The organism is Streptomyces sp. NBC_00057 (genome assembly GCF_045041165.1).
Classification (GTDB): Bacteria; Actinomycetota; Actinomycetes; order Streptomycetales; family Streptomycetaceae; genus Streptomyces.
The window spans coordinates 2,698,393-2,724,297 of the sequence record NZ_CP108256.1 but is presented as its reverse complement, the minus strand read 5'-3'; the positions used below and the strand labels follow the sequence as shown (position 1 = coordinate 2,724,297).

Genomic DNA, 25,905 nt, shown 5'->3' with positions numbered 1-25,905 from the left:
CCTGGGCCTGAAATCAACTTCATATTCCGACAGGGGAGCGCCACAGCGCTGAGAGTGCGGCACCGAGAACAGGTCGGCCGCAGACCCTCTGAACCTCGCCCGGGTCATTCCGGGTAGGAAGTTCGGTCATCAACTCATGCTGTTGCGCCCTGCCCGCTTCTCCAGGGGCAGGGCCGCGTCTCTTCCTGGCCAAAGCCCAGGAGGAATCCACAATGAGCACCACGCGCAGAACCAAGCAGCTTGCGGCGACGGCCGTCGCCGCCGCGCTCGGCGTCACGGCACTTGCCGGATGCGGGAGTTCCGGCAAGTCGGACTCCGGTTCCGGCGGCACGAAGAGCTCCGGTTCGAAGACCGTGACCCTCGTCAGCCATGACTCCTTCAACGCCTCCAAGGATGTGCTCAAGGAGTTCACCGAGGAGACCGGCTACACCGTCAAGGTGCTGAAGAGCGGCGACGCGGGTGTCGCGCTCAACCAGGAGATCCTGACCAAGGGCTCCCCGCGCGGCGATGTGTTCTTCGGCGTCGACAACACCCTGCTCTCCCGCGCTCTCGACAGCGGTCTCTTCACGCCGTACGAGGCGAAGGGCATCGACCAGGTGGCGGCCGGCACCCAACTGGACGCCGAGCACCGGGTCACCCCGATCGACACCGGCGACATCTGCATCAACTACGACAAGAAGTACTTCGCCGACAAGAAGCTCGCGCCGCCGCAGTCCTTCGACGACCTGGCGAAGCCCGAGTACAAGAACCTCCTCGTCACCGAGAACGCCGCGACCTCCTCGCCCGGCCTCGGCTTCCTCCTCGGCACCGTCGCCACCTACGGCGAGAAGGGCTACCAGGACTACTGGAAGAAGCTGAAGAGCAACGGCGTCAAGGTCGTCGACGGCTGGGAGCAGGCGTACAACGAGGAGTTCTCCGGCTCCGCGGGCGGCAAGAAGGCCAAGGCCGACCGGCCGCTCGTCGTCTCGTACGCCTCCAGCCCGCCCGTCGAGGTGCTGTATGCGAAGCCGCAGCCGGCAGAGGCCCCGACCGGGGTCGCCACCGGGACCTGCTTCCGTCAGATCGAGTTCGCGGGTCTGCTGAACGGCGCGAAGAACGAGGCCGGCGGCAAGGCCCTGCTGGACTTCCTGATCAGTAAGAAGTTCCAGGAGGACATGCCGCTCAACATGTTCGTGAACCCGGTCACCAGGAGCGCGGAACTGCCGGAACTCTTCACGAAGTTCGGCGCGACGGTGGACAAGCCGACGACCGTCGCCCCCGACAAGATCTCCAAGAACCGTGAGCAGTGGGTCCAGTCGTGGTCCTCGCTCGTAGTGAAGTAGCGAAGACTCCCGTACGCGGAACGGACGCGGGCGGGAAGGGCGAGCATGGGGAGGGGCCGCGCGGGAAGAGGCCGCGCGCCCGCTCCGGGCACGCGAACTCGGCGCGCGCAAAGGCGTGGCGCGCGAGCGCGGTGCGGCTCGGCCTGATGGCCGTGCCCGTCGCGTTCTTCGCGCTGTTCTTCGCCTACCCCGTCGCCGCGATCGTCGGCCGCGGGCTGAAGGTGGACGGCGTCTGGCAGTTCGGCCGGATCGGCGAGGTGCTGACCCGGCCGGACATTCGCGACGTCCTCTGGTTCACCACCTGGCAGGCGCTCGCCTCGACCGCGCTGACCCTGCTGATCGCGCTGCCCGGCGCCTATGTCTTCGCCCGCTTCGACTTCCCCGGCAAACAACTGCTGCGGGCGGTCGTCACCGTGCCGTTCGTCCTGCCGACCGTCGTGGTCGGGACCGCCTTCCTGGCGCTGCTGGGACGCGGCGGGCTCCTCGACGAACTCTGGGGCGTACGGCTCGACACCACCGTCTGGGCAATTCTGCTCGCCCATGTCTTCTTCAACTACGCGGTGGTCGTGCGGACCGTGGGCGGGCTGTGGTCACAGCTCGACCCACGGCAGGAGGAGGCCGCCCGGGTGCTGGGCGCCGGCCGGTTCGCCGCCTGGCGGCGGGTCACCCTGCCGGCGCTCGCACCCGCCGTGGCCGCCGCCGCGCTGATGGTCTTCCTCTTCACCTTCACCTCCTTCGGGGTCGTACAGATCCTCGGCGGCCCGGGGTACTCCACGCTGGAGGTGGAGATCTACCGGCAGACCGCCCAACTGCTCGCCCTGCCGACAGCCGCCGTGCTGACGCTGGTGCAGTTCGCCGCGGTCGGCGCGATCCTCGCCGTCCACGCGTGGACCGTACGGCGCAGGGAGACCGCGCTGAAGCTGGTCGACCCGGCACAGACCGCCCGCAGGCCGCGCGGCGCCGGGCAGTGGGCGCTGCTCTGCGGGGTGCTGCTGACCGTGCTCGTGCTGATCCTGCTGCCGCTCGGGGTGCTGGTCGAGCGCTCGCTGGACACACCCGGCGGCCATGGCTTCGACTTCTACCGGGCCCTGCGGTCCGCCGACGCGGGCGGCGGTACGTTCCTGGTCGCCCCGCTCGAAGCGATCTGGAACTCAACTCAGTACGCACTGGTCGCGACCGTCATCGCGCTGGTCATCGGCGGGCTCGCCGCCGCGGCGCTGACCCGGCGCGCGGGGCGGCTCGTCCGCGGCTTCGACGCCTTGCTGATGCTGCCGCTCGGGGTGTCCGCGGTCACCGTCGGCTTCGGCTTTCTGATCACCCTGGACAAGCCGCCGCTGGATCTGCGGACTTCATGGATTCTGGTGCCGCTCGCCCAGGCGCTGGTCGGTGTGCCCTTCGTCGTACGGACCATGCTGCCGGTCCTGCGGGCGGTGGACGGCCGGCTGAGGGAGGCGGCCGCGGTGCTCGGGGCGTCACCCCTGCGGGCCTGGCGGGAGGTCGATCTGCCGCTGGTGCGGCGGGCGTTGCTGGTCGCGGCCGGGTTCGCGTTCGCCGTGTCGCTCGGTGAGTTCGGCGCGACGGTGTTCATCGCACGGCCGGACCGCCCGACGCTGCCGGTGGCCGTGGCCCGGCTGCTGGGGCGGGCCGGGGAGCTCAACTACGGCCAGGCGATGGCCCTCAGCACCATTCTGATGGTCGTCTGCGCCCTCTCGCTGCTGCTGCTCGAACGTATCCGCACGGACCGATCCGGGGAGTTCTAGAGATGCTGACACTGGAATCGGCCACGGTCCGCTTCGGTGAGCGGGCGGCACTCGACAGGGTGGATCTGGAGGTCGCCGAGCACGAGATCGTGTGCGTGCTGGGGCCGAGCGGCAGCGGCAAGTCGACCCTGCTGCGGGTGGTCGCCGGACTGCACCCGCCGGACGGCGGCCGGGTGCTGCTGGACGGCGCGGACCAGGCCGGGGTGCCGGTGCACCGGCGCGGACTCGGCCTGATGTTCCAGGACCATCAGCTCTTCCCGCACCGCGATGTCGGCGCCAATGTCGCCTTCGGGCTGCGGATGCACGGGGTGTCGCGGCGCGATCAGGAGCGCAAAGTCGGTGAACTCCTCGACATGGTGGGCCTGCCCGGCTCCGAACGGCGGGCCGTCGCCGCGCTGTCCGGCGGTGAGCAGCAGCGTGTCGCCCTCGCGAGGGCGCTCGCGCCGAGCCCGAAGCTGCTGATGCTGGACGAGCCGCTCGGCCAGCTCGACCGCGGCCTGCGTGAACGGCTCGTCGTCGAACTGCGCACGCTCTTCGGACGGTTGGGTACGACGGTGCTCGCCGTCACCCACGACCAGGGCGAGGCGTTCGCCCTCGCCGACCGGGTGGTGGTGATGCGCGACGGGCGGATCGCCCAGGTGGGCACCCCACTGGAGGTCTGGCAGCAGCCCGCCTCCGCCTTCGTCGCCCGGTTCCTCGGCTTCGACAACGTGGTGGAGGCGACGGTGGCCGGTACGGCCGCCGACACGGTGTGGGGCAAGGTGCCGGTGCCCGAGGGCTCGCCGCAGGGGGCCTGCGATCTGCTGGTGCGCCCGGCCGGGGTCCGGATCGGGTCCCCGGACGGGGGGCTGCGCTGCACGGTCGGGACGCGTACGTTCCGGGGCAACCATGTCGCCGTACAGCTGACGCCCGTGGGTGGTCCGGTCCTGGAGGCGGAGTGTTCGCTGCGGGACGCCCCGGAGGAGGGCGCGACGGTCGGGGTCGGGTTCGACGCGGCGGAGACCGTCGTCCTGCCCGCCGTCTTCTGACCGGCCCCGCGCGTCCGGCGGAGGGCACGGCCAGGTTAACTTGACCGGCCGAGCCCGTGTCCGACGGTGCCGCCCGCCGTCTCCCCGCGTCCGGAACTGCTGGAGCGGCCCGGACCGATCACACGCGGCGGGTCTGCGCAGTGGTGTCCGTGCAAGCTGGAGGAGGACATGCGGCAGATCCGGAACGACTCCGAGAAGGACGGGAACCATGACTGAGTCAGCACGCGAGGGCATCGACATCACCCGCATCCTCGACGCCCCGCGGGAACTGGTCTTCGAGGCCTGGACGACGCCCGAGCACTTCGCCGCCTGGTACGGCGGGGACGCCGAGGTGCCGCTCGACCGGGTGTCGATGGATGTCAGGCCGGGTGGCGCCTGGAGCCTGGTCATCGTGGTGCCGGGCACCGAGATGCCCTTCCACGGGGTCTACCGCGAGGTCCTTGCCCCCGAGCGGCTGGTGTTCACGCTGAAGGACTCCACCGCACCCGCCGACATCGAGGGCGAGACCGTCACCGTCACCTTCGCCGACCGCGGCGACAAGACCACCGAAATGGTCTTCAAGCAGCGCGGCGGCAACCTCACGGCAGAGCAGTACGCGGCCGCCGAGGACGGCTGGGAGGCCTTCTTCGACGCGCTCGTGGCCCGTCTCGCGTCCCTCTGAACCGGCCCCGGCTACCGCTTCGCCGACATCCGGGCGAGTGCCTCCGGGGCCTCGTCCACCGTGCCGACGAGCGCGATACGGGACTCCATCGGCCGACTGTCGGCCAGCGCGCGCAGCAGTGGCCACGCGGGCAGCTCCTTCGTCCAGTGCGCGCGGCCGACCAGTACCATCGGGGTCGGCCTGCCGCGGGAGCCGTAGTAGTTCGGCGTCGCGTTGTCGAAGATCTCCTGTACGGTGCCGGCCGCGCCCGGAAGGAAGATCACGCCCGCCGTGGAGCGGGCGAGCAGCCCGTCCTCGCGCAGCGCGTTGGCGAAGTACTTGGCGATGTGGTCCGCGAACGGGTTCGGCGGCTCATGTCCGTAGAACCAGGTGGGGATCGAGACCGAGCCGCCGCCGCCCGGCCAGCGCTCCCGTACGGCGAAGGCGGCCAGCGCCCAGTCGGTGACCGACGGGGTGAACGAGGGGTTGGCGGCCAGGAGTTCGCAGGCCTTGTCCAGCATCGGATCGGGGTGCGGCGCCGCGTACGCCCCGAGGTTCGCGGCCTCCATCGCGCCCGGCCCGCCACCGGTGGCCACCGTCAGGCCGCTCCGGGCCAGCGTCCGGCCCAGCCGGGCCGCGGCCGCGTACTCCGCGCTGCCGCGGGCCGTCGTGTGGCCGCCCATCACCCCGACGACGAAAGCGCCGCCGGCGAGGTGTTCGTCCAGCGCGTCGGAGACCGCGTCGTCGTGGAGCGCACGCAGCATCGACGCGAAGGTGTCGCCGCTCGCCCGGGTCTCCTGGAACCAGCGGTACGCGCGGGCATCGGGCGTCGCCGCGTAACCGCCGTCCGTCAGCCCTTCGTAGAGCGCGTCGGGGGAGTAGAGCAGGCCGCGGTACGGATCGAAGGGCAGTCCGGGCACCGGCGGGAAGACGAACGCACCGTCGGCCCGTACCTTCGCCGCCGTTCCGGGCGCCATCAGACAGCCGAGGAAGACGGCACCGGCCGTATCGGCGGCCAGCAGGGCGGCGCCCCGGTCCGTCAGGTCGACGGACTGGACCCGGCGCCCGGCCAGCCTCCCGGAGGCGACCGCCGCGTCGAATTCGGCGAGCGAATCGATCTCCGGGCCGGGTACGGGAGTGCTGTCGTCCGGGCTGTCCACGTTGTCATGCTACGTAGCGGCCGAGGTGCACGGGCGTGGCCGGGACGCGGCGTCCTCAGGCTGTCAGCGGCAGCGCCGCCAGCTCGGCGACCAGCCAGGTCAACGGGGCGAAGACGACCAGCAGCGCGACGGCGCGCAGGGCCGTCGCGGCCCACAGCACCGAGGCCGGGGCACCCAGCCGCAACAGCGCCCGCGCCGTCCGGGTGCGGTCCTGCCTCGCCTCCAGCGCCGAGGTCAGCAGCGTCGCCGACGTACAGCCGAGGACGAGTACCGCGCCCAGCGCCGTGAGCGGGCCGAAGGGGCGCGGCCCCGTCCCGTACAGCGCGTAGGCGGCGAACATCGCGGAGAGCACCGCACAGACCACACCGAGCGGCCCGCCGATCCGGCGCGCCTCGCCCATCAGCACCCGGCCGGCCAGCAGGCGCACGGCGCCGGGGCGCACCGCCTGGAGCAGCCGCCCGCAGAGATATGCCAGGCCGGGTCCGGCCATGACCAGGCCGATCGCCGTCAGCGTCCACCCTGCCAGCACTCCGGCCGGGGTGGCGTCGAACCTGCCGGGGAGCGGGAGCAGGCTGCGCCCGTCGCCCCGGCTCAGGTACGCCTCCACGGCGAGGCCGGCTGCGATCAGCGCCACCCCCCACGGCAGCCCGGTCGGGGGCGTCGCCGAAGCGGGTGGCCGGTCCTCCGGCACGTCGTCCGAGGAGACGTCGTCCGGGACCGTCGCAGAGACCGGCCGGGTGCGCAGCGCCAGCACGCTCGCCGTGGCCGCGGCCACCGGGACCAGGGCCAGCAGCACGAGTACGGCCGCGAACGGCAGCGGGGCGTCCGCGTCGAGCAGCCCTGCCGCCGCACCGTCGAACGGCAGCCCGGACAGATCGCCGCGCAGATGCAGGAAGAACAGCAGCGCCACCATCGACCCGAGGGTGCAGGAGACGGCTGTGGAGACAGCGGCGAGCACCGTGAGCCTGACCGGCCCGAGGCCCACGGCGGACAGCCCGGAGCGTGGCCGGGTGCTCGGGTCCGTGCGGGCCACCGCGACCGCGAACTGCACGGTGGCGGCGAGCGGTACGAAGCACCACAGCAGCCGCAGCACGGCTGCGGAGGAGTGCGCCGGGTGCCCCGATGCGTAGCCCAGGGCGCACAGCAGCAGGAAGCCGACCCCGGCGGAGGCGGCCGCGACCAGCAGCCGCCGCATCAGGACCAGCGGATGGGCGCCCCGGGCTAGACGGAGAGCGAGCACGCCGCCCTGCCCTCCGCATCGGATACGGCGGGAAGGGCGACGGTGGCGACGAGGCGGCCGTCCAGCAGCGGGACCGTACGGTCGGCGAGGGTGGCGACCTCCGCGTCATGGGTGGCGAGCACGACCGTGATGCCGTGCGAGCGGGCCGCGCTGGTGAGGGTGCGCAGCACATGCGTCCGGTCGGTGCGGTGCAGGGTCGCGGTCGGCTCGTCGGCGAAGATCACCGTGGGGGAGGCGGCCAGCGCGCGGGCCACGGCGATCCGCTGGCGCTGCCCCTGGAGCAGCGTATGCGGTCGCTTCCTGGCGCACACGCCGATGTCCAGCCGCTCCAGCCACTCCAGGCCGACCTTCTTCGCCTCCCGGTGCGAGGCGCCGCGCAGCAGCAGCGGAAGAGCCACGTTCTCCCAGGTGTTCAGCTCCGGTACGAGCTGGGGCTCGGGGCCGATCCAGGCGAACTTGTCGCGGCGCAGCCGTTCGCGCAAGCGGGGGCCCATGGTGTGGACGGGGACGCTGTTGAACCACACCTCGCCCTGCTGGGGCACCAGTTGACCGGAGAGGCAGTGCAGCAGGGTCGTCTTGCCGCTGCCCCTGGGGCCGGTCACGGCGAGGATCTCGCCGTCGTGGACACCCATGGAGACGCCACCGAGCGCGGGTGAGCCGTTGTGGGAGTGGTGCAGGGAACGCGCCCAGATCACGTCGTTGTCCGGCGGGGCCACCATGGAGTACACCTCGGTTCAGATCGTATGTCCCGTCCCCCTTACGGGGGAACGAAGAGGGGCCGATCGGTCACTCGGCACCGTAAGGATTCGAACCGCGGTGTGGTCACAGCACACGGCCCGGGTGCGCTCCATCCCACTCGAATGGGCGCATCCGGGCCGTGTGGACCGTATGAAATGACTGCTGGAAGCCGGTCATGCGGTGGTCAACCGGTGGTCGAGCCGCAGGGCCGTCCGGCGCATGGCGGCCGGACAGATCCTGGCCCGTCGGGCGGACGGGCGGACAGGGGCGATCGGCTGCCCGGTCCGTGGCCGGTCAGCCGATCGAACCGCCGGTCAGAGCTTGGTCCACGCCTCGGTGAGGACGGTCCGCAGAATGCCCTCGATCTCGTCGAACGTCGACTGGTCGGAGACCAGCGGCGGCGCGAGCTGGACGACCGGGTCGCCGCGGTCGTCGGCCCGGCAGTACAGGCCGTTGTCGTACAGCGCCTTGGAGAGGAAGCCGTACAGGACGCGCTCGGTCTCCTCGTCGGTGAAGGTCTCCTTGGTGGCCTTGTCCTTCACCAGCTCGATGCCGTAGAAGAAGCCGTTGCCGCGGACGTCGCCGACGATCGGCAGGTCGAGCAGCTTCTGCAGCGTCGTGTAGAAGGCGTTCTCGTTGTCCAGGACGTGCTGGTTGAGGCCCTCGCGCTCGAAGATGTCGAGGTTGGCGAGGCCGACCGCCGCGGAGACCGGGTGGCCACCGAAGGTGTAGCCGTGCAGGAAGGTGTTGCCACCCTCGTAGAACGGCGCGGCGATGCGGTCCGAGACGATGCAGGCACCGATCGGGGAGTAGCCCGAGGTCATGCCCTTGGCGCAGGTGATCATGTCCGGGACGTAGCCGAACTTGTCGCAGGCGAACATCGTGCCGAGACGGCCGAAGGCGCAGATGACCTCGTCGGAGACGAGCAGCACGTCGTACTTGTCGCAGATCTCGCGCACGCGCTGGAAGTATCCGGGCGGCGGCGGGAAGCAGCCGCCTGCGTTCTGCACCGGTTCCAGGAAGACCGCGGCGACGGTGTCCGGGCCCTCGAAGAGGATCTCCTGCTCGATCTGGTCGGCGGCCCAGCGGCCGAAGGCCTCCGGGTCGTCGCCGTGGATCGGGGCGCGGTAGATGTTCGTGTTCGGCACCTTGTGCGCGCCGGGGACCAGCGGCTCGAAGGGGGCCTTCAGGGCCGGCAGGCCGGTGATCGACAGGGCGCCCTGCGGGGTGCCGTGGTAGGCGACCGCACGCGAGATGACCTTGTACTTGGTCGGCTTGCCCTGGAGCTTGAAGTACTGCTTGGCCAGCTTCCAGGCGGTCTCCACGGCCTCGCCGCCACCGGTGGTGAAGAAGACCTTGTTGAGGTCGCCCGGCGCGTAGTCGGCGAGGCGCTCGGCGAGCTCGACGGCCTTCGGGTGGGCGTAGGACCACACCGGGAAGAAGCCCAGCTCCTGGCCCTGCTTGTACGCCGCCTCGGCGAGCTCGTGACGGCCGTGACCGGCGTTGACCACGAACAGGCCGGACAGGCCGTCGAGGTAGCGCTTGCCCTGGTCGTCGTAGATGTAGGTGCCCTCGCCACGCACGATGGTGGGAACGGGCGCGTTCTCGTAGTCCGACATGCGGGTGAAATGCATCCACAGGTGGTCGTACGCGGTTCGGCTGAGGTCCTTGCTCACGGCTATCGGGTTCCCCACATATAGGTCTGCTTCTTGAGCTTCAGGTACACAAAGCTCTCGGTGGAGCGCACACCGGGGATGGCCCGGATGCGTTTGTTGATCGTTTCCAGCAGGTGGTCGTCGTCCTCGCAGACGATCTCCACCATCAGGTCGAAGGAGCCCGCGGTCATCACCACGTACTCGCACTCGGCCATGGCCGACAGCGCCTCGGCGACGGGATCGAGGTCGCCCTCGACATTGATGCCCACCATCGCCTGACGTCGGAATCCCACGGTGAGTGGGTCCGTGACGGCGACGATCTGCATCACGCCCTGGTCGAGCAGCTTCTGGACGCGCTGCCGCACGGCCGCCTCGGAGAGGCCGACGGCCTTGCCGATCGCGGCGTACGGACGACGCCCGTCCTCCTGGAGCTGCTCGATGATTGCGAGGGACACGGCATCGACCGCTGGGGACGATCCGTTCCCGGTCCTGGAGTCTGCGCTGCGACTGGCCACGCATCCACTCTGCACCGGGACTCGTCGGTCTGGCAACCCCAGATCGATGAAATTCGTTGTCTGAGGGTCTCGATCTCACTGAATCCGAAGTTCACGGCGGTTGGGCATGTCGAAAGCGATACCCGAGCGACTAGGCTGGTCATCTCATCCATTGGACGTGTCGACAGGAGGGGTGGTTGTGACCACCGAGGTGCGCCGTCTGCGCAACTACATCAACGGAGAGTTCCGGGACGCCGCTGACGGGCGGACCATCGACGTGGTCAACCCGGCGACGGAAGAGGTCTACGCGACCTCGCCGCTCTCCGGCCAGGCCGATGTCGATGCCGCGATGGACGCCGCCGCGGCCGCTTTCCCCGCCTGGCGCGACGCCACGCCCGCCGAGCGCCAGAAGGCCCTGCTGAAGATCGCGGACGCCTTCGAGGAGCGCGCCGAGGACCTCATCGCCGCCGAGTCGGAGAACACGGGCAAGCCGATCGAGCTCACCCGCACCGAAGAGATCCCGCCGATGGTGGACCAGATCCGCTTCTTCGCGGGTGCCGCGCGGATGCTCGAAGGCCGCTCGGCCGGCGAGTACATGGAGGGTCTCACCTCGATCATCCGCCGCGAGCCGGTCGGTGTCTGCGCGCAGGTCGCGCCGTGGAACTACCCGATGATGATGGCCGTCTGGAAGTTCGCCCCGGCGCTCGCCGCCGGCAACACCGTCGTCATCAAGCCGTCCGACACCACCCCGGCGTCGACTGTGCTGATCGCCGAGATCATCGGCCAGATCCTCCCCAAGGGCGTCTTCAACGTCATCTGCGGCGACCGCGACACCGGCCGCGCGATGGTCGAGCACCCGACCCCGGCGATGGCCTCCATCACCGGTTCGGTACGGGCCGGCATGCAGGTCGCCGAGTCTGCCGCCAAGGACGTCAAGCGGGTGCACCTGGAGCTCGGCGGCAAGGCCCCGGTCGTCGTGTTCGAGGACACCGACATCGCCAAGGCCGTCGAGGGCATCTCCGTCGCGGGCTTCTTCAACGCGGGTCAGGACTGTACGGCCGCGACCCGCGTCCTGGTCCACGAGTCGATCCACGACGAGTTCGTCACCGCCCTCGCCAAGGCCGCCGCCGACACCAAGACGGGGCAGCCGGACGACGAGGACGTGCTGTACGGCCCGCTCAACAACGCCAACCAGCTGAAGCAGGTCAGCGGCTTCATCGAGCGGCTCCCCGCCCACGCCAAGGTCGAGGCGGGCGGCCACCGGGTCGGCGAGAAGGGGTACTTCTACGCCCCGACCGTCGTCTCCGGCCTCCAGCAGGACGACGAGATCATCCAGAACGAGGTCTTCGGCCCGGTCATCACCGTCCAGAAGTTCACGGACGAGGCCCAGGCCGTCGCGTACGCCAACGGTGTCGAGTACGCCCTGGCCTCCTCGGTGTGGACCAAGGACCACTCCCGCGCCATGCGGATGTCCAAGAACCTCGACTTCGGCTGCGTGTGGATCAACACCCACATTCCGCTCGTCGCCGAGATGCCGCATGGCGGGTTCAAGAAGTCCGGCTACGGTAAGGACCTCTCCGCGTATGGCTTCGAGGACTACACCCGCATCAAGCACGTCATGACCTCGCTCGACGGCTGATCCGTCGTCAGTTGCGGTGTGCGGCCCCGGGCGTGAGTCCGGGGCCGTTTCCGTTCGGTATCGACAGCGGCACCGGCGGCGGCATCGACAGGGTGTGCGGACAGAGCGTGTGCCGCTTGACGGTTGGTCCATTGCCCGCGCCGTCGCCCGACCGGCATCCTGCGCAGGTGCGAGCAATCCCGAAGAACCCCATGTCCCGCCGGTCCCTGCTGCGCGCCTTCGGGGCCACAGCGGCCGGTGTCACGCTGGTCGGCTGCGGAGTGCCCGCTGCGTATGTGGAGCCCGGTGACCGCGCCGGACGCGACACATCGGCGCGTGACCACTCCCTGCACTTCGCGAACTGGCCCCTGTACATCGACACCGACGACGAAGACACGTCGAAGCGGCCCACGCTCGACGCGTTCAGCAAGCGGACCGGGATCTCCGTCACGTACACCGAGGAGATCAACGACAACGACGAGTTCTTCGGGAAGATCAGCCCGGCCCTGATGAACCACCAGGAGACCGGCCGGGATCTGATCGTCATGAGCGACTGGATGGCCGCCCGGTTCGTACGGCTCGGCTGGGTGCAGGAGATGAACCGGGCCGAGCAGCCCAACGTCGCCAAGTACCTGGATCCGCAGCTGCGCTCGCCCGCCTTCGACAAGGGCCGGATGCACAGCGTCCCCTGGCAGTCCGGGATCACCGGCATCGCGTACAACCGCAAGAAGCTCGGCCGCGAGATCAAGCACCTGAGCGATCTGTGGGCGGACGACCTGCGCGGCAAGGTGACGCTGCTGTCCGGGCTTGACGAGTCCTTGGCCCTCCTGATGCAGGGCAACGGCGTCGACATCACCCGCTGGAAGCGGGACGACTTCTACGAGGTGTGCGACCAGGTGGAGAAGCTGGTGAAGAAGAAGCACATCCGTCGCTTCACCGGCAACGACTACATCAAGGACCTGTCGACCGGCGATGTGCTCGCCTGCCAGGCATACTCCGGCGATGTCATCCAGCTCCAGGCCGACAACCCGGAGATCGAGTTCGTGGTGCCCGAGGAAGGTGCCGAGCTCTGGGCGGAGTCCCTCATGATCCCCAACCTCGCCCGCCACAAGCGCAACGCCGAGAAGCTCATCGACCACTACTACCAGCCGGAGGTCGCCGCGGAGCTGGCGACCTGGGTCAACTACGTCTGCCCCGTCCCGGCCGCCCGCGAGGTGCTGGCCTCCTCCAAGGACGAGGAGACCGCCGCGCTCGCCGAGGACCCGCTGATCTTCCCCGACGACACGATGCGCCGACGGCTGGCGATCGCCCGCGACATCACGTCCGAGGAACGCCCCGAGTTCGCCAAGAAGTGGAACTCCATCGTCGGCCTGTGAGCCGTACCCGGGGCGGCGTAAAGAGCCGGTAAATGCGGGCGTACGCTGCGGTCATGAGCGAGCGAAGAGCCCTGCTGAGGCGTATACGCGTGTGGTTGGCCGTCTTTATCGTCTGTCTGGTGCTGAGCGGGCTGACCGCCTTCCCGCTCGTCCATGAACTCCACTGGGCCGAGGACCTGTTGAAGTCCTCGGCCTCTCCGGTACCCGAGCACTTCCCGGCCCTGATGGAGTGGATCACCCGCGTCCGCACCGGTCTCGACGAGGCCGATGCGAAGTACCCCTTCGTGCTGTACGGCACCGACTGGCTGGCCTTCGCGCACCTCGTCATCGCGGTCGCCTTCTACGGCCCCTACCGGGACCCGGTCCGCAACATCTGGGTCGTCGAGTTCGGCATGATCGCCTGCGCGGGGATCATCCCGCTCGCCCTGATCTGCGGACCGATCCGGGACATCCCCTTCTGGTGGTCGGTCATCGACATGTCGTTCGGGGTCTTCGGGGTGATCCCGCTGCTCGTCGTACGCCGCATGATCAAGCGGCTGGAGGCCCTGCCGCAGACACCGTCACCGGAACCGCTCTCCGCCGCGACGGCCGTCTGAGTCACTCCCGCGCCGGGGCTCCGAAGGCGCTGACGATCAGGCCCATCCCTGATCTTCGCAGGGAATTCCGGCCTTCAGGCCGGGCGGGAATGCGGTCCTTGGACCGGAGGCGCGGAGCGCCGGAGTGCTCTGCGTTGTCAGTGGCGCCAGCTATGTTGGTCGGACTGACCGAAGGGGGGTGGCTGGGTGATTCGTGCGTACAAGTTCCTCATGCGGCCCACCGTCCGGCAGGGCCAGGCGCTCGGTGAGATGCTGCGAGATCACTGCTCGCTCTACAACGGCGCATTGCAGGAACGGCGTGATGCCTACCGTCATGTATCGAAGACGAGCATCAAGTACGGGATGCAGTCGGCGCAGTTGAAGGATATTCGGGCGTTCGACCCGGAGCGTCAGGGGCGTTGGTCGTTCTCCTCGCAGCAGGCGACGTTGCGCCGGTTGGACAAGGCGTTTGCGGCGTTCTTCCGGCGGATCAAGGCTGGGGAGACGCCTGGATACCCGCGTTTTCGTGGGGTGAACTGGTTCGACACGGTGGAGTTCCCGAAGGACGGGGACGGCTGCCGCTGGGATTCCACCCCGCACGACCCTGTCACCCGCGTGCGCTTGCAGGGTGTCGGACATGTCAAGGTCAACCAGCACCGGCCCGTAGTGGGCAAGGTCAAGACGGTCGGCGTCAAGCGCGAGGGCCACAAGTGGTTCGTCGTACTGACCGCCGAGCAGGAGCGGCCCGAGCCACTGCCGGCGACGGGCAGCGTGGCCGGCATCGACCTGGGCATCGCCAACTTCCTCGCCGACTCCAACGGCGGGTTCGTGGAGAACCCCAGGCACGGACGCCGCGCTGCCGCGAGGCTCGAAGCTGCCCAGCAGGCGCTGTCTCGGTTCCCGCGATGCAGGGCGAAGGACCGCGCCGCCAACCACCGGCGGGCCGTGGAGCAGGTCGCCAAGCTGCATGGCAAGGTGCGCCGTCAGCGCCTGGACCACGCGCACAAGACCGCCCTCGGCCTGGTCCGCGCGCACGACTTCATCGCGCACGAAGATCTCAGGATCCGCAACATGCCCGCTCCGGGGATCCGCCGGGGCCCGGCACTCACCAGGGTGACTCCTCCCCGCCCTGAAGGGACGGGGCTTCTCGCTATGCCGGTTGGGCTCGCCGGGGCCGTGGAGCAGCCGCACGGACACCGTCCGGGCGGCGGCGTGCCTGACCACGTTCGTCAGGGCCTCCTGCACGATCCGGTGGACCGCGGCCTCGGTGTCCAGCGCCAACGGCCGGGCCGGGCCCATGACCTCGAAGGAGACCTCCAGGCCACTGCCGCGGACCCGTTCGACGAGGCCGGGCAGCGCGGCCAGTGAGGGCTGGGGCTCGCGCGGTGACTCCGGGTGCGTCTCCCTCTCGCGCAGCACGCCGAGCATCCGGCGCAGCTGCACCATCGCGTCCCGGCCCGTCTCCGAGATTGCCTCGAACGCCGCCTCCGCGCGCTCCGGCGCCGTACGGACCGCCACCGGACCTGCCTCCGCCTGCACGATCATCAGGCTCACCGCGTGGGACAGTATGTCGTGCATCTCCCGTGTGATCCGCGCCCGTTCACGTGCCGCGGCCTGTTCCGCCTCGATCCGGTGCGTCAGCTCCAGCTGCCTGGCCCGGTCCTCCACGGCCCGGGTGTACGCCTGCCGGGTGTGGGTGAACCGGCCGAAGGCGTACGCCGCGGTGAAGACGATGAGCGAGAACACCAGCTCACGCGCTTCACCCGTGTTGAACGCGGTCGACGGGAAGACCACGGCGAGGGCCAGGGCTCCGAGGACCTGGCGCCTGGGCGACGGCGCGAGCGCCGCCATGGTGTAGAGGGCGACCAGGCCCGTGTACGGCAGGGTCTGTCCTGGGCCGTCGACGGCGAGTCCGTACAGCGCCTGGGTCGCGAAGACGGCGAGGAGTACGCGCACCGGCGCCCGGCGCCGCCACACCAGCGGCACCACGGTGAGGGTGGTCAGCAGATACGCCGTCGCCGTCGCGGGCTCCAGACGGGGATCCCGGGGGACGACCCACGGCATCGACACGGCGGCCTGCACCAGCAGGGCCACCCCGATGTCCGTCGCCCAGGGGCCGGTGTGCCACAGCCCCCGGGCGCGCGCCCACACCCCCGTATGTCCATTACGGCTTCCGCGCCACCGCGCCGAACTGGGCGACCTCCACCGCACCGGGCTCGCCGCGCCAGCGTGCGCACGACACGATGCCCGGCTCCACGAGTTCGAGCCCCGTCAGGAACGCGGCGAACTCGGCGCGGCTGCGCGCGGTGATCGGCGGGGTGGCGTTCTCGTTCCAGAACCGCATCGCCGCCTCGTTGCCCTCGCCGCCCAGCTCCAGCGTGGGGTGGGTGAGCACCAGATGGCTGCCGGACGGCATCGCGTCCATCAGCGTCCTGACGATGCGCTGCGCCTCATCCGTGTCGAGGACGAAGTTGAGGATGCCGAGCAGCATGACCGCGACCGGCTTCTTCAGGTCCAGCGTCGGTTCGACGGCCTGCAGGATCCGCTCCGGGTGGCGCGCGTCCGCCTCGATGTACTCGGTCGCGCCCTCCGGTGAGCTGGTGAGCAGCGCGCGGGCATGCACCAGCACGGTCGGGTCGTTGTCGACGTACACGATGCGGGAGTCGGGGGCGGTGTGCTGGGCGACCTCGTGCGTGTTGTCGGCGGTCGGCAGGCCGGTGCCTATGTCGAGGAACTGGCCGATCCCCGCGTCACCGGCGAGATACCGGACGGCCCGCCCCAGAAACGCCCGGTCGGCGCGCGCCACTTCGCCGATGCTCGGGTACATGGCGGTGACCTGGTCGCCGACAGCGCGGTCCACGGGGTAGTTGTCCTTGCCACCGAGCCAGTGGTTCCAGACCCGCGCGTTGTGGGCGATGTCGGAACGGATGCGGTCGTTGAGAGGGATGGTGCGGGCTTCGGTCACGTCTCTGCTCCTCTGGCTCCCGGCCTGGCATCACGGCGGATGCGGCGCTGTCCATGATGCCGGACCGATCAAGAGGAGCCGGTGGCCGAGGAGTTGGTGAGGACTCGTCGCAGGGCGTCGACCCGGTTGGTGGTGATCGAGTCGACCCCCTGTCGGACGAGGCGGCGCATGGTGCGCTTGGTGTCGGCCGTCCAGGCGGAGACCAGCAGTCCGTCCCGGTGGAGACGGTCCGTCAGCTCCCGGTCCACCAGCCCGAACCGGTAGTTCAGCCACCTCGGCCTCACCGCGTCGAGCAGTGTGGCGCGTGGTGGCGCGAGTGTCGTCCAGGTCAGGGCGATCTCCGCGGACGGATCGGCGGCGCGCACCCGCAGCATGGCATCTGGGCCCGCGCAGTAATACGCCCGCTCACCGGCCCCGCACTCGCGCACCGCGCCGACGATCCTGCGTACCGAATCATCGGTGGAGCCGGGCAGATCGACCATGACGCGGTGCGTCCCGGCGGCGAGCAGCGCGTCGCGCAGTGTGGGCACACCGCCCGCGGTCAACTCGGTGAGCTCTTTGTGGGTCAGTCGGTCGAGACGCACGTCATGGCCCCACAGCCGCTCCAGTGTGGAGTCGTGCAGCAGGACAGGTACACCGTCGCGGGTGACTCGCACATCGACCTCGACCGTGTCCGCCCCCCGTTCGAGGGCGGAGCGGATCGAGGGCAGCGTGTTCTCGCGGACACGGTAGGGATCGCCGCGATGGGCTACGGCGGTGACAGTGGTGGCCATGGGGCCATTGTGGCCACCGGGGTCAGCGGCCGGTGCCCTCAAGCCAGTTCGTCGTGTACGTGTCGATCTCGGCGGCCAGCGTCCGCTTGCCGGCCGCGTCGAGGTACGACGCCTCGACCGCGTTCTTCGCCAGAGCCGCGAGACCCCGCTCGTCCAGACCGAGGAGACGGGCGGCCACCCCGTACTCCTTGTTGAGGTCAGTGCCGAACATCGGCGGGTCGTCGCTGTTGATGGTGACCAGGACGCCCGCCTGCACCATCTCCCTGACCGGGTGCTGCTCGATGTCGGCCACCGCGCGGGTCGCGATGTTCGAGGTCGGGCAGACCTCCAGCGGGATGCGGTGCTCGGCGAGGTGGGCCAGCAGCTTCGGGTCCTGGACGGAGTGGGTGCCGTGGCCGATGCGTTCGGCGCGCAGATGGGTCAGCGCGTCCCAGACGGTCTGCGGCCCGGTGGTCTCCCCGGCGTGCGGCACGGAGTGCAGGCCCTCGGCGATCGCCCGGTCGAAGTAGGGCTTGAACTGCGGGCGCTCCACGCCGACCTCCGGGCCGCCGAGCCCGAACGAGACGAGCCCCTCGGGACGGAGGTCCACGGCGAGCCGGGTGGTCTCCTCGGCTGCTTCGAGCCCGGCCTCGCCGGGAATGTCGAAGCACCAGCGCAGAACGACCCCGAGCTCGGCCTCGGCGGCCTTGCGGGCGTGCTCTATCGCCTCCATGAACCCCTGCTCCGGGATGCCGCGCCGGGTCGAGCTGAACGGGGTGACGGTCAGCTCCGCGTAGCGGATGTTCTGCCGGGCCATGTCACGGGCGACCTCGAAGGTCAGCAGCCGGACGTCCTCCGGGGTGCGGATCAGGTCCACGACGGAGAGATACACGTCGATGAAGTGGCTGAAGTCCGTGAACGTGAAGTAGTCGGCCAGTGCCTCAGGGTCGGTGGGGACCTTGGAGTCGGGGTGGTGCGCGGCCAGCTCGGCGACGATACGGGGCGAGGCGGACCCGACATGGTGGACATGCAGTTCCGCCTTGGGCAGCCCCGCGATGAAGGGGTGCAGATCGGTCATCGGATACTCCGGTGGCGTGGGACGGTTCGGGTGCCGGGCGCCGGTCGGCCGGGCAGGGGACGGGGATCATCGTAGGCCGGGTCCTGCCGGACGGTGGTGGGCCGTAGCATGACGGGATCACGATGGGGGAGGCCCATGTCAGACAACACAGAGCAGCCCGCGGGCGGGGCCGCGCCGCGCGATCCGTGGGCTCCACCGGACAGCAGGGTGCCGCTGGAGAAGCCGGCCGGTGATCCCCGGCCGCCTGCTGTGCACGATCAGCCGACGGTGACCTCGATGCCGGGCGTGGGGGACTCTCCCGCGCCGGCCACGGGAGAGGGGTTCGGCCCGGGAGGGCAGACCGGGCCGGTGCCCGGCTCCGGGGCCGGGTTCGGCCCCGGGGAGGTGCCGCCGCCGCCGATCGCACCGAACGGACCGGGCCAGCAGGTCCCGCCGGCCGCGGGGCAGTACGGCTACCCTGCCGCGCCGGTTCCGCAGTACGGCAGCTACCCGGGCTACGCCGGCTACAACCAGGCACCCTGGGGCGGTTCCACACCTTCCAACGGCATGGGTACGGCAGCCATGGTGCTCGGCATCCTGGCCATCTGCCTGTTCTGCGTCTACGGGATACCCAGCCTGATCCTGGGCGTACTTGCCCTGATCTTCGGCATCCTGGGCCGCAAGCGGGCGCAGCGCGGTGAGGCGACCAACAGCGGTCAGGCGCTCGCCGGGATCATCATGGGCTCCATCGGCATCGCTTTCGGTGTGGCGATCATCAGCTTCTTCATCTGGCTGTTCGTCACCCACGCCGATGAATTCGACGACAACACGTACAACGACGACCCGTACTCCACGTCTTTGGTCGTCGGCGTCACTCGATAGCCGACGTCGAGCGCCGGTGCCGGATCCCCTGCGGTGCCGGTGCCGTGTCCCACCCGATGGCCGGGCGGGCCGGACTCCGGCCCGCCCGGCCATCGGTCATCCCGGCCGCCTCATGGAGCGCGCAGCTCCGCCCGCGCGTCCATCAGCGCGAACCCCAGCAGATTCAGCCCCCGCCAGGTCGCCGGATTCTCCGCACGCGGGTCGTCCGCCGCCAGCCCGATCCCCCAGATCCGGTCCATCGGGCTCGCCTCGACCAGCACCCGGTCCCCGGTGTTCAGCAGGAACTCCCGCAGCTCCGCGGCCTGGGCGAACTTGTGGACGCTGCCGGCCACCACCAGTGCGTACCGCTCGCGCTCCCACACCGCCTCGTCGAAACCGCGGACCAGCCGGCCCACCTTCTTCGCCTGGGCCGGGCTCTTCGCCGAGATCGCACGGACCTCTGCCTCCGCATCTTCGAAGAGACGTGCCTTGGCGGCCATCATCCAGTGCTCGGCCGACGCATACCTCACCCCGTCGACCGTGAAGGGCGCCGGCCACCACTGACTGAGACAGCTCGCACCGATGCGGCCGTCGGGCCGCGGGCGGTGCCCCCAGAAGTGCAGGTACTTCACCTTCTTGCCGCGCCCGGTCCGCGCCAGCAGGTCGTCCATGTGTTCCATGACACGCGAGTCTGGCATCCGCCACTGACACTCCGTACGGGGAATTCCGCAACGACGCGACACATGGTCGACAGATTCCGTCGCGTAACCAAAAGGCAACAACGGAATCACTTGTTGGGGTTGATCTCCTCTGCCAGGATCGGCACTCAAATCGAGCAGAGACTACGCCGCCCCCGCACTCCGGGGAATGCGGCGGAGGAGAGCGTCATGGGCAACGGCATCCAGGTGCGGGACCGCTTCGCGGACGGCGCACAGTACATCGGCGGAAAGCTGCGGTCCGGTACATCGGGACGCCACCACGAGGTGGTGAACCCGGCAACGGGCAAGAGCGTCTACACCTACGAACTGGCGGGCACCGCCGACGTCGACGCGGCCGTCGCCGCCGCACGCGAGGCGTTCCCCGGCTGGTCGGGTGCGACTCCGGCGGAGCGGGCCGAGGCGATGCACCGCTTCGCCGCCGTCCTCGCCGAGCAGGCCGACGACTTCGCCTACGTCGAGTCCCTCCAGTGCGGCAAGCCGATCAAGCTCTCCACCGAGTTCGATGTGCCCGGCACTGTCGACAACACCTCCTTCTTCGCGGGCGCCGCCCGCCATCTGGAGGGCAAGTCGGCCGCCGAGTACGACGGCGACCACACCTCGTACGTACGCCGTGAGGCGATCGGCGTCGTCGGCTCCATCGCGCCCTGGAACTACCCGCTCCAGATGGCCGCCTGGAAGGTCCTCCCGGCCATCGCCGCGGGCAACACGATCGTCCTGAAGCCCGCCGAGATCACCCCGCTGACCTCGCTGATGTTCGCCCAGGCGGCGACGGAGGCGGGCATCCCGGACGGCGTGATCAACATCGTCACGGGGGCGGGCAAGGAGGCAGGCGAGCACCTCGTCGGCCATCCGGATGTCGTCATGACCTCCTTCACCGGCTCCACCGCCGTCGGCAAGCGCGTCGCGGAGATCGCCACCTCCACCGTCAAGCGCCTCCACCTCGAACTCGGCGGCAAGGCCCCCTTCGTGGTCTTCGACGACGCCGACCTCGAAGCCGCGGTCCACGGCGCGGTCGCCGGGGCGCTCATCAACACCGGCCAGGACTGCACCGCCGCCACCCGCGCCTACGTCCAGCGTCCGCTGTACGACGCCTTCGTGCAGGGCGTCGCCGAACTGATGGAAACCGTCAGGCTCGGCGACCCCTTCGACCCGTCGACCGACCTCGGCCCGCTGATCAGCCACGCCCAGCGGGACCGGGTCGCCGGATTCGTCGAGCGAGCCCGCGCCTACGCCACTGTCGTCACCGGCGGCGAGGCCCCCGGCGGCGAACTGGCCGCCGGTGCCTACTACCGGCCGACCCTGGTCGCCGGCGCCGCCCAGGACAGCGAGATCGTCCAGTCGGAGATCTTCGGCCCCGTTCTGGTCGTGCTGCCCTTCGACACCGACGACGAGGGCATCCGCCTCGCCAACGACACCCCGTACGGGCTCGCCGCCTCCGCCTGGAGCCGCGACCTGTACCGGGCGAACCGCGCCACCCGCGAGATCAAGGCGGGCTGCGTCTGGGTCAACGACCACATTCCGATCATCAGCGAGATGCCGCACGGCGGATACAAGGCCAGTGGCTTCGGCAAGGACATGTCGTCGTACTCCTTCGAGGAATACACGCAGGTCAAGCACGTCATGTACGACAACACCGCGGTCGCCGAAAAGGACTGGCACCGCACGATCTTCGGGGACCGATAAGCCGGCCGACCCCCGGCCACACACACCCGAGAGGGCAACGCGCATGGAGCAGTACGAGCCCGAGCGTCTCTCCGCGGCCCAGCTGGCCGCGATGCGACGAAGCCTGACCAGCGGGCGGGGCGCCCTGACCCGCCGATCGCTACTCCGCGCCTCCGGCATGGGGGCGCTCGCGATCGGCGGTCTCGGCACGCTGAGCGCCTGCGGCATCCCGCCGGCGAAGCGGGAGGGGGACGCCGCGGCGGCCTCCGACGACCACTCGGCCAAGGAGAAGCAGATCAACTTCTCCAACTGGACCGAGTACATGGACGTCACCGACGACGGCAAGCACCGGCCCACCCTGGAGGCGTTCACGGAGCGCACCGGGATCAAGGTCAAGTACACCGAGGACATCAACGACAACGTCGAGTTCTTCGGCAAGATCAAGCCGCAGCTCGCGGCCGGCCAGGACACCGGCCGCGACATCATCTGTGTCACCGACTGGCTCGCCGCGCGCATCGTCCGACTCGGCTGGGCGCAGAAGCTCGACCCCTCGCACCTGCCGCACGCCTACGCGAACCTGTCGGCGCAGTTCCGCTCCCCGGACTGGGACCCCGGCCGCGCCTACTCGTACCCGTGGGCGGGCATCCCCGCCGTCATCGCCTACAACTCCAAGGCGACCGGGGGCCGCAAGGTCGATTCCGTCAGCCAGCTGCTCGACGACCCGAAGCTCAAGGGACGGGTCAGCTTCCTCTCGGAGATGCGCGACTCCATCGGTCTGACCCTGCTCGACATGGGCAAGGACATCGGCACATTCACCGACGCCGACTACGACGCCGCGATCGGCCGGCTCCAGAAGGGCGTCGACAAGAACCAGATCCGGCGGTTCACCGGCAACGACTACACGGCCGACCTCGACAAGGGTGACATCGCCGCCTGTGTCGCCTGGGCCGGTGACATCATTCAGCTCCAGGCCGGAAACCCGGACATCAAGTACGCCGTCCCGGCCGCCGGATACGTCATATCCAGCGACAACCTGCTCGTCCCGGTGAAGGCCAGACACAAGACCAACGCCGAGAAGCTCATCGACTACTACTACGAGCCGACGGTCGCCGCCCAGCTCGCCGCGTACATCAACTTCGTCTGTCCGGTCGATGGAGTCCGCGACGAACTGGCGAAGATCGACAAGGCGATGGCCGACAACGTCCTGATCCTTCCGGACAAGGAGATGGCGGCCAAGTCGCACGCCTTCCGCTCCCTGACGGCCGAGGAGGAGACGGCGTACGAGGAGAAGTTCGCCAAGCTCATCGGTGCCTGACCGCCGCGCGTTTTCCTTTCCCCCGATCTCCCCTGACACCAATGGGACCGCGATCCATGACACAGCAGCAGACAGGCGGCGACGTCCGCCTCACCGGGATCAGCAAGACGTACGGCTCCTTCGCCGCCGTCAAACCGCTCGATCTGACCGTCCCGCAGGGCTCCTTCTTCGCGCTGCTCGGCGCGTCCGGCTGCGGCAAGACCACCACCCTGCGGATGATCGCGGGCCTGGAGGAGGCGACCACCGGCACCGTCTCGCTCGGCGGCCGGGACATCACCGACCTGCCCCCGTACAAGCGGCCCGTCAACACGGTCTTCCAGAGCTATGCGCTCTTCCCGCACCTCGACATCACCGAGAACGTCGCCTTCGGTCTGCGCCGGCGCGGCATCAAGTCGGTGAAGAAGCAGGTCGACGAGATGCTGGAGCTTGTCCAGCTCGGCGACTTCGCCAAGCGCAAGCCGCACCAGCTCTCCGGCGGCCAGCAGCAGCGCGTCGCCGTCGCCCGCGCCCTGATCAACCACCCGCAGGTGCTCCTGCTCGACGAGCCGCTCGGCGCCCTCGACCTCAAGCTGCGCCGCCAGATGCAGCTGGAGCTCAAACGCATCCAGACCGAGGTCGGCATCACCTTCATCCATGTCACCCACGACCAGGAGGAGGCCATGACCATGGCCGACACCGTCGCGGTGATGAATGGCGGCCGGGTCGAGCAACTCGGTGCCCCCGCCGACCTGTACGAGAACCCGAAGACGACCTTCGTCGCCAACTTCCTCGGCACGTCCAACCTCATCGAGGGCGAGATCGTCTCTGCGGGCACGGACATCGTCGTGGCGGCCGGCGGCGGAAAGCTGCGGCTGCCCACCGAGCGATGTTCGGCCCCGACCGCCAACGGCGGCAAGCTGCTGCTCGGCGTACGCCCGGAGAAGATCTCGCTCGCGCACGCCGACGACGCGGATGCGATAGCCGACGGCCGCAACCGGGTCACCGGCCGGATCGTCGACTCCAGCTTCATCGGAGTGTCCACGCAGTACGTGGTGGAGAGCCCGGCCGGCAAGGCGCTTCAGGTGTACGAGCAGAACATCGAGCGTGATACCCGGCTCGCCCCCGGTGCCGAGGTCGTCCTGCACTGGAACCCGGCCCACACCTTCGGTCTGGACGCCGCCCAGTCCATGCTTGCAGGGACGATGGGCGACGCCGGTGTGGAGACGGTGGAGGACGCGGCGTGACCGTCACCCAGGCGCCACCTGTCGCGCCGCTCACGGAGCCGAAAGTACGCAAGGCCTCCACCCGCAAGCGCCTCGTCCCCTACTGGCTGCTGCTCCCCGGCATCCTGTGGCTGGTCGTCTTCTTCGCGCTGCCGCTGGTCTACCAGGCATCGACCTCCGTACAGACGGGATCCCTGGAGAAGGGATTCGAGGTCACCTGGCACTTTCAGACCTACTGGGACGCGCTGAAGGACTACTACCCGCAGTTCATCCGGTCCCTGCTGTACGCGGGCACCGCCACGATCCTGTGCCTGCTGCTCGGCTACCCGCTCGCGTACCTCATCGCCTTCAAGGCGGGCCGCTGGCGCAATGTCGTCCTGGTGCTGGTCATCGCGCCGTTCTTCACGAGCTTCCTGATCCGTACGCTCGCCTGGAAGACGATCCTCGCGGACGGCGGCGCGGTCGTGGACGTACTGAACACGCTGCACATCCTGGACGTCACCAGCTGGCTCGGCTGGACCGAGTCGAACCGGGTGCTGGCCACGCCGATGGCGGTGGTCTGCGGTCTCACGTACAACTTCCTGCCGTTCATGATCCTGCCGCTCTACACCTCGCTGGAGCGGATCGACGGCAGGCTGCACGAGGCGGCCGGCGATCTGTACGCCACCCCCGCCACCACCTTCCGCAAGGTGACCTTCCCGCTCTCCATGCCTGGAGTCGTCTCCGGAACGCTGCTGACCTTCATCCCGGCCAGCGGTGACTACGTCAACGCGGAACTGCTGGGCTCCACCGACACCAAGATGGTCGGCAGCGTCATCCAGACCCAGTTCCTGCGCGTCCTCGACTATCCGACGGCGGCCGCGCTCTCCTTCATCCTCATGGCGGTCGTCCTGATCATGGTCACCGTCTATATCCGCCGCTCCGGGACGGAGGACCTGGTCTGATGCCCGTACTGCGCTGGATTCGCCGGAATCTGATCGTCATCGCGGGTCTGCTGACCCTCGCCTACATGATCCTTCCCAACGTTGTTGTGATGGTGTTCTCGTTCAACAAGCCGAACGGCCGCTTCAACTACGCCTGGCAGCGGTTCTCGCTGGACGCCTGGAAGGACCCCTGCGGTGTCGCCGACATGTGCGGCTCGCTCTCGCTCTCCCTCCAGATCGCCACGTGGGCGACGATCGGCGCGACCGTCCTGGGCACGATGATTTCCTTCGCGCTGGTCCGCTACCGCTTCCGGGCGCGCGGCGCGATCAACTCGCTGATCTTCCTGCCGATGGCGATGCCCGAGGTCGTCATGGCCGCCTCGCTGCTCACGCTCTTCCTCAACATGGGCGCACCGCTGGGCTTCTGGACGATCCTCATCGCGCACATCATGTTCTGCCTGAGCTTCGTCGTGACGGCCGTCAAGGCGCGTGTGATGTCGATGGACCCGCGGCTGGAGGAGGCGGCCCGCGATCTGTACGCGGGACCCGTGCAGACCTTCCTGCGGGTGACGCTGCCGATCGCCGCCCCCGGAATCGCGGCGGGAGCGCTGCTCGCCTTCGCGCTCTCCTTCGACGATTTCATCATCACCAATTTCAACGCGGGCTCCACCGTGACCTTCCCCATGTTCGTCTGGGGATCGGCACAGCGCGGCACGCCCGTGCAGATCAACGTCATCGGTACGGCGATGTTCATCATTGCTGTGCTGGTGGTTGTCGCCGGCCAGCTGATCGCGAACCGGCGGAAGAACAGCGCACGATAGAAAGCCCTGAAGGAGTTGGAAA

The 25,905-nt window shown here is 69.3% G+C and carries 23 protein-coding genes, 1 pseudogene and 1 riboswitch; of the genes and pseudogenes, 14 read left to right on the top strand and 10 right to left on the bottom strand.

Annotation, left to right across the window (positions count from 1 at the left end; genetic code table 11):
- Window positions 1–21 precede the first annotated feature (21 nt).
- Window positions 22–138: riboswitch (TPP riboswitch) on the top strand.
- A gap of 74 nt (window positions 139–212) precedes the next feature.
- The 4 genes from OG953_RS12575 (at window position 213) to OG953_RS12560 (ending at window position 4,771) form a co-directional block, all read left to right on the top strand.
- Complete coding sequence (locus OG953_RS12575) at window positions 213–1,322, top strand: thiamine ABC transporter substrate binding subunit (protein WP_405684205.1); 1,110 nt, start codon at window positions 213–215, stop codon at window positions 1,320–1,322.
- 146 nt (window positions 1,323–1,468) lie between these two features.
- Window positions 1,469–3,082, top strand: coding sequence for an ABC transporter permease (locus tag OG953_RS12570; protein ID WP_405691791.1), 1,614 nt, complete (start codon window positions 1,469–1,471; stop codon window positions 3,080–3,082).
- 2 nt (window positions 3,083–3,084) lie between these two features.
- Window positions 3,085–4,110 (top strand): ABC transporter ATP-binding protein, encoded by a 1,026-nt coding sequence (locus OG953_RS12565; protein ID WP_405684203.1) that lies wholly within the window; start codon window positions 3,085–3,087, stop codon window positions 4,108–4,110.
- A 208-nt stretch (window positions 4,111–4,318) separates the two neighbouring features.
- Window positions 4,319–4,771: an SRPBCC domain-containing protein gene (locus OG953_RS12560; RefSeq protein ID WP_405684201.1), complete on the top strand. Its 453-nt coding sequence runs from the start codon at window positions 4,319–4,321 to the stop codon at window positions 4,769–4,771.
- Window positions 4,772–4,782: 11 nt separating this feature from the next.
- On the opposite strand, the gene OG953_RS12555 is transcribed toward OG953_RS12560, so the two are convergent.
- The 5 genes from OG953_RS12555 to OG953_RS12535 form a co-directional block, all read right to left on the bottom strand.
- Window positions 4,783–5,910 carry an LOG family protein gene (locus OG953_RS12555; protein ID WP_405684200.1) on the bottom strand — a complete coding sequence of 376 codons (1,128 nt, stop codon included), beginning with the start codon at window positions 5,908–5,910 and terminating at the stop codon, window positions 4,783–4,785.
- 55 nt (window positions 5,911–5,965) lie between these two features.
- The gene (locus tag OG953_RS12550) at window positions 5,966–7,150 is read right to left on the bottom strand and encodes a hypothetical protein (protein ID WP_405684199.1); all 1,185 of its coding nucleotides are present in this window, start codon (window positions 7,148–7,150) and stop codon (window positions 5,966–5,968) included.
- Entirely contained in the window at window positions 7,132–7,869 is a 738-nt protein-coding gene (locus OG953_RS12545) for an ABC transporter ATP-binding protein (protein WP_405684198.1), read from the bottom strand. The genes OG953_RS12550 and OG953_RS12545 overlap by 19 nt, the downstream gene beginning before the upstream one ends.
- A 333-nt stretch (window positions 7,870–8,202) precedes the next feature.
- Window positions 8,203–9,582, bottom strand: coding sequence for an aspartate aminotransferase family protein (locus OG953_RS12540; protein WP_093899072.1), 1,380 nt, complete (start codon window positions 9,580–9,582; stop codon window positions 8,203–8,205).
- The gene (locus tag OG953_RS12535) at window positions 9,567–10,058 is read right to left on the bottom strand and encodes an Lrp/AsnC family transcriptional regulator (protein ID WP_030928325.1); all 492 of its coding nucleotides are present in this window, start codon (window positions 10,056–10,058) and stop codon (window positions 9,567–9,569) included. The genes OG953_RS12540 and OG953_RS12535 overlap by 16 nt, the downstream gene beginning before the upstream one ends.
- 178 nt (window positions 10,059–10,236) lie before the next feature.
- On the opposite strand from OG953_RS12535, the gene OG953_RS12530 reads away from it, so the two are divergent.
- The 4 genes from OG953_RS12530 to OG953_RS12515 all read left to right on the top strand — a co-directional run bounded on the left by OG953_RS12530 (window position 10,237) and on the right by OG953_RS12515 (window position 14,974).
- The gene (locus OG953_RS12530) at window positions 10,237–11,676 is read left to right on the top strand and encodes a gamma-aminobutyraldehyde dehydrogenase (RefSeq protein WP_266357463.1); all 1,440 of its coding nucleotides are present in this window, start codon (window positions 10,237–10,239) and stop codon (window positions 11,674–11,676) included.
- Window positions 11,677–11,867: 191 nt separating this feature from the next.
- Window positions 11,868–13,031: a PotD/PotF family extracellular solute-binding protein gene (locus OG953_RS12525; RefSeq protein ID WP_405691789.1), complete on the top strand. Its 1,164-nt coding sequence runs from the start codon at window positions 11,868–11,870 to the stop codon at window positions 13,029–13,031.
- Between the two features lie 53 nt (window positions 13,032–13,084).
- Window positions 13,085–13,627: a hypothetical protein gene (locus OG953_RS12520; protein ID WP_405684196.1), complete on the top strand. Its 543-nt coding sequence runs from the start codon at window positions 13,085–13,087 to the stop codon at window positions 13,625–13,627.
- Between the two features lie 186 nt (window positions 13,628–13,813).
- The gene (locus tag OG953_RS12515; RefSeq protein WP_405684194.1) at window positions 13,814–14,974 is read left to right on the top strand and encodes an RNA-guided endonuclease InsQ/TnpB family protein; all 1,161 of its coding nucleotides are present in this window, start codon (window positions 13,814–13,816) and stop codon (window positions 14,972–14,974) included.
- Between the two features lie 96 nt (window positions 14,975–15,070).
- Here the strand turns inward: OG953_RS12515 and OG953_RS12510 are convergent.
- From OG953_RS12510 to OG953_RS12495, 4 genes and pseudogenes are all read right to left on the bottom strand, one after another.
- A pseudogene (locus OG953_RS12510) lies at window positions 15,071–15,151 on the bottom strand (hypothetical protein); the annotation flags it as partial.
- 619 nt (window positions 15,152–15,770) lie between these two features.
- On the bottom strand, window positions 15,771–16,571 hold the full coding sequence (locus OG953_RS12505) for an SAM-dependent methyltransferase (protein ID WP_405684193.1): 801 nt from the start codon (window positions 16,569–16,571) through the stop codon (window positions 15,771–15,773).
- A gap of 68 nt (window positions 16,572–16,639) precedes the next feature.
- Window positions 16,640–17,344: a glycerophosphodiester phosphodiesterase gene (locus OG953_RS12500; RefSeq protein ID WP_405684192.1), complete on the bottom strand. Its 705-nt coding sequence runs from the start codon at window positions 17,342–17,344 to the stop codon at window positions 16,640–16,642.
- A 22-nt stretch (window positions 17,345–17,366) separates the two neighbouring features.
- Window positions 17,367–18,401 (bottom strand): adenosine deaminase, encoded by a 1,035-nt coding sequence (locus tag OG953_RS12495; protein WP_405684191.1) that lies wholly within the window; start codon window positions 18,399–18,401, stop codon window positions 17,367–17,369.
- Window positions 18,402–18,536: 135 nt separating this feature from the next.
- Between OG953_RS12495 and OG953_RS12490 the strand changes: the two genes are divergently transcribed.
- Entirely contained in the window at window positions 18,537–19,262 is a 726-nt protein-coding gene (locus OG953_RS12490) for a DUF4190 domain-containing protein (protein WP_405684189.1), read from the top strand.
- Window positions 19,263–19,372: 110 nt separating this feature from the next.
- Here the strand turns inward: OG953_RS12490 and OG953_RS12485 are convergent, their stop codons facing one another.
- Window positions 19,373–19,912, bottom strand: a complete 540-nt coding sequence (locus OG953_RS12485; RefSeq protein ID WP_405691787.1) for an NADAR family protein — start codon at window positions 19,910–19,912, stop codon at window positions 19,373–19,375.
- 216 nt (window positions 19,913–20,128) lie between these two features.
- Between OG953_RS12485 and OG953_RS12480 the strand changes: the two genes are divergently transcribed.
- From OG953_RS12480 to OG953_RS12460, 5 genes are read left to right on the top strand one after another with little or no spacing between them, the layout of a single operon-like run.
- Window positions 20,129–21,643, top strand: coding sequence for a gamma-aminobutyraldehyde dehydrogenase (locus tag OG953_RS12480; protein WP_405684188.1), 1,515 nt, complete (start codon window positions 20,129–20,131; stop codon window positions 21,641–21,643).
- Between the two features lie 43 nt (window positions 21,644–21,686).
- Entirely contained in the window at window positions 21,687–22,937 is a 1,251-nt protein-coding gene (locus OG953_RS12475; protein WP_405684187.1) for a spermidine/putrescine ABC transporter substrate-binding protein, read from the top strand.
- A 56-nt stretch (window positions 22,938–22,993) separates the two neighbouring features.
- Window positions 22,994–24,160 carry an ABC transporter ATP-binding protein gene (locus tag OG953_RS12470; protein WP_405684186.1) on the top strand — a complete coding sequence of 389 codons (1,167 nt, stop codon included), beginning with the start codon at window positions 22,994–22,996 and terminating at the stop codon, window positions 24,158–24,160.
- A complete protein-coding gene (locus OG953_RS12465) occupies window positions 24,157–25,083 on the top strand; it encodes an ABC transporter permease (RefSeq protein ID WP_405684185.1) in 927 nt (308 codons plus the stop codon). Before OG953_RS12470 ends, OG953_RS12465 begins: the two co-directional genes overlap by 4 nt.
- Window positions 25,083–25,883: an ABC transporter permease gene (locus tag OG953_RS12460; RefSeq protein ID WP_405684184.1), complete on the top strand. Its 801-nt coding sequence runs from the start codon at window positions 25,083–25,085 to the stop codon at window positions 25,881–25,883. Before OG953_RS12465 ends, OG953_RS12460 begins: the two co-directional genes overlap by 1 nt.
- Window positions 25,884–25,905 lie beyond the last annotated feature (22 nt).